Consider the following 4063-nt stretch of genomic DNA (forward strand, 5'->3'; position numbering starts at 1 on the left):
CGGGCTGGAGATCGCCAATGCTTTCTCCGAGTTGACCGACCCCGTTGAGCAGAGAAGGAGGTTCGAAGCTGAGGCAGCGGAGCGGACATCGCTGGGGAAAGCCGCCTACCCCGTGGCGGAGAAATTCCTCACCGCCCTCGCCGGCATGCCTGAATCGGCCGGGATCGCGCTCGGGCTCGACCGGCTGGTCATGGTTCTTCTTGATGCTGACAGTATCGATGAAGTGGTGGCATTTACACAGGAAGAGCTTTAGAACCATTTGCCACGGAGACACGGAGAACTTCTGAGAAAACCTAAAAAACCTGATCTTGACCTCATATCCTCCATCAAGGTGCACTCCGTTCGTGCTGAGCTTGTCGAAGCACGCATGCTTCATGCTAAAAGCATCTAGCCACGGAGACACACTTCCCTTTTGCTTTCCCCTTTTCGATTCTCTTTTCACTTTCAATGTCTTTGCCTTCTCAGATTTTCTCCGTGTCTCCGTGGCAGAATGGTTTTGATTGTGAAGGTGTCCCCCTGTTTTCAGTTGTAATGCCTTTGTCTTTGCCTTCTCGGATTTTCTCCGTGTCTCCGTGGCAGAATGGTTTTAATTGTGAAGGTGTTCCCCTGTTTTCAGTTGTAATGCCTTTGCCTTTGCCTTCTCAGATTTTCTCCGTGTCTCCGTGGCAAAATGGTTTTGGCTAATGGTTTTGCTTGTCAACCATGATCGCCGATTTGGTTGACAATGCAGCCGTGCCGTGTTAAATCAGCCGTGGGAGGATGTCATGGAGAAATTTATCAACGAAGTTGTAGAGAGAATATTGCAGGGAGGAACGCTGACGCCGGAAGAGGCGCTGCGCCTCGCCGGGGTCGAAGGTTCCGCACTCTTTGATCTCTTCCGCGGTGCCAGCCGGATCAAGGAGCACTTCGTCGGAAACGAAGTCCACCTCTGCTCGATCATAAATGCCAAATCGGGACGCTGCGCCGAAGACTGCGCCTTCTGCGCCCAATCGGCCCATCATAAGACTGATGCCCCCGTTTACGGCCTCGTCCAGGAGGAGCGGATGATCGAGTCGGCCCGGGCGGCCGAGGAGAGCGGCTCCGCCTGCTTCGGCATCATCACCAGCGGGACCACGGTTAAGGGCCAGGAACTGGAGAACATCCTGACGGCATTGCGCCGCATCAGGCAGGAGACTTCCATTCTTCCTTCCTGCTCGCTCGGGATCATCGACGAGGAGACGGCGACAAAGCTCAAGGAAGCGGGGATGGACACCTACCATCACAACCTCGAGACTGCCAGGAGCTTCTTTCCCTCCATCTGCACCACTCACGACTACGACGATGATGTCAACACGGTGAAAGCCGTCAAGAAGGCAGGTCTCAAGATCTGCTGCGGCGGCATCTTCGGGCTGGGCGAGAGTACGGCTCAGCGGGTCGAGATGGCTTTCACCCTGAAGGAACTGGACGTCGACTCTGTGCCCATCAACTTCCTGAACCCTATCGAGGGAACCAAGCTCGAAGGCGCTTCCAACATCTCCGCCCATGAGTGCCTGAAGACCATCGCCATCTACCGCTTCATCCTGCCGGGCAAGCGGATCACGGTCTGCGGCGGGAGGGAGAAGAACCTGCGCGACCTGCAGTCGTGGATCTTCTTCGCCGGCGCCAACGGCACCATGATCGGCAACTACCTCACCACCATGGGAAGGAATGTCGATGTCGATCTGAAGATGTTCAGCGATCTGGGTCTGAAGACGGTGATGTGCGCACATTAAAGCTAAGGCTTTAGCGCGGGATAAAATCTGATCGACTTCGGATCCCCCCTAGGCATCAATCTTCTTTCGGTAGGTAATTGAAAGGCAATCCCCCCTGCCCCCCTTTGTCAAAGGGAGGATTTGGGTACGAGATGAAAGGATATGCAATGGCTGCAAAGAGTATTTTCGTAACGGGAACCGATACCGGGGTCGGCAAGACCATCGCGTCGGCTACTATCGCCCGACTCCTCAGGCTGAGGGGGCACTCGGTCGGGATCATGAAGCCGGTCACCAGCGGCTGCATCGAGCGCGACGGGGAACTCGTCTCCGAGGACGCCGAACTCCTGTCATTCGGGGCTGCGACTCCGCTTACGCCCGACTGCACTCCCTACCTCCTGAAGGCCCCGCTGGCGCCTTCGGTGTCTGCTTCGCTCGATGGAGTCCGGATCGATTTCCAGGTGGTCAAGGAGGCCTACCAGAGGTTGGCCGAAAAGTTCGACTACGTCATCGTCGAGGGAGCCGGGGGGCTCATGGTTCCGCTCGCGGGTGGACTATTGATGGCGGACCTCGCCTCATACCTCGCCCTTCCCGTGGTGGTCGTCGCCAGGCCGAACCTCGGCACGGTCAACCACACCCTCCTCACCACATTCTGTGCCCGCACGCTCGGCCTCGAGGTCAAAGGGGTCATCGTAAACCGCTATCCCGACAAGCCGGACCAGGCTGAAGAGTACGCGCCTCACATGATCTCCTCGCTGTCGGGGTGCCTGCTGCTCGGGGTTTTCCCGGAGATAGCGGGAGATGATGACCGGGCAAAGGTCGAAGGCATCGTGGCACGCCTGGAGCAGGATCCCGCCACAGCCATCATGCTCCGCGAGATGTTCTAGCGTAGGTAGAAGGGAGAAGGTGTCATTCACCTTTCACCTTTCACCTTTCACCTTTCACCTTTCACAGCCGTTGATTCACCGCCTTTAGGAGTCTGTCTTGGAAGAACTCGACACCAAAACCTTGAGAGAGTACGACAGCGAATACCTGTGGCATCCGTTCACACAGATGAGCGAGTGGGAGGTGGCGGAGAACATCGTCATCACCAGGGGAGAAGGGTGCTACATCATCGACTCCGACGGAAACCGCTACCTCGACGGCGTGGCCGCGATCTGGACCAATGTCCACGGCCACTGCCGGGCTGAAATAAACGATGCCATCAAGGAGCAGGTTGACCGTCTCGAGCACTCGACACTACTGGGGCTCACCAACGACCGCGCCGCCGTGCTGGCGAAGCGCCTGATCGATATCGCACCCCAAGGTCTCTGCAAGGTCTTCTATTCCGACAACGGCTCGACCGCGGTCGAGATCGGGGTCAAGATGGCCTTCCAGTACCAGAACCAGACAGGCCACCCCGAGAAGACCAAGTTCATCTCCTTCGACAACGCCTACCATGGCGACACCGTCGGCTCCATGAGCGTGGGCGGCATCGACATCTACCACGAGGTCTATGCCCCCCTGCTCTTCCCGACCATCAAGGCACCCTCCCCTTACTGCTACCGCTGCAGCCTGTCGCCTGAAGGGGACAGCGAGCGCTGCGGATTGCTGTGCCTCAAGGAACTGGAGCGCCTGATGGAGGAGCACGCTCACGAGCTTGCCGGCCTGGTGATAGAGCCGGCGGTCCAGGGGGCTGGAGGGATGATCGTGCACCCCCAGGGCTTCCTCAGAGGTGTGCGTGAGCTTTGCGACCGGTTCGACGTGCTGATGATCGCGGACGAAGTCGCGGTCGGTTTCGGAAGAACGGGTGCCATGTTCGCCTGCGGCAAGGCCGGGATCACTCCGGACATCATGGCCCTTTCCAAGGGAATTTCGGCAGGTTACCTCCCGCTGGCGGCGACACTTACCACCAGGAAGGTTTACGACGCCTTTTGGGGCTCCTATGCTGAGCTGAAAACCTTCTTCCACGGCCATACCTTCACCGGCAATCCCATCGCCTGCGCCGCGGGCCTCGCCAGCCTCGACCTCTTCGAAAAGGACCATCTCCTCGAGTCGCTGGTTCCGAAGATCGCTTACCTCGATGAGCGGCTCAAGAAGCTGGCCGAACTGCCGCACGTCGGAGATGTGCGGCACGAGGGGATGGTCGGCGGTATCGAACTCGTCATGGACAAGGAAACGCGCAAGCCGTACCCGTGGGAAGAACGGGTCGGAGTCAGGGTCTGCCTGGAGGCCCGCAAGCACGGCCTCTTCCTGCGCCCGCTGGGGAACATCATCGTGGTTTTCCCGCCGCTGGCCATCTCCATGGAGGAGCTCGCCATCCTGATGGACGGCATCGAGGCCTCCATCGGCACCGT

General features: G+C 58.5%; 4 protein-coding genes. All 4 read left to right on the top strand.

All coding sequences use genetic code 11. The annotated features are described in order from the left end of the window. A partial coding sequence (locus tag AC11W3_RS08920; RefSeq protein WP_484092868.1) for an amino acid--tRNA ligase-related protein occupies window positions 1-253 on the top strand: 253 nt, incomplete at its 5' end. A 511-nt stretch (window positions 254-764) separates the two neighbouring features. Then, entirely contained in the window at window positions 765-1751 is a 987-nt protein-coding gene (gene bioB / locus AC11W3_RS08925) for a biotin synthase BioB (protein ID WP_484092869.1), read from the top strand. A 146-nt stretch (window positions 1752-1897) separates the two neighbouring features. Further along, the gene (gene bioD / locus AC11W3_RS08930; protein ID WP_484089428.1) at window positions 1898-2614 is read left to right on the top strand and encodes a dethiobiotin synthase; all 717 of its coding nucleotides are present in this window, start codon (window positions 1898-1900) and stop codon (window positions 2612-2614) included. 97 nt (window positions 2615-2711) lie between these two features. Then, the coding region (gene bioA / locus AC11W3_RS08935; RefSeq protein ID WP_484092870.1) for an adenosylmethionine--8-amino-7-oxononanoate transaminase at window positions 2712-4063 on the top strand (1352 nt) is incomplete at its 3' end.

It is taken from the genome of Geomonas sp., assembly GCF_056994735.1.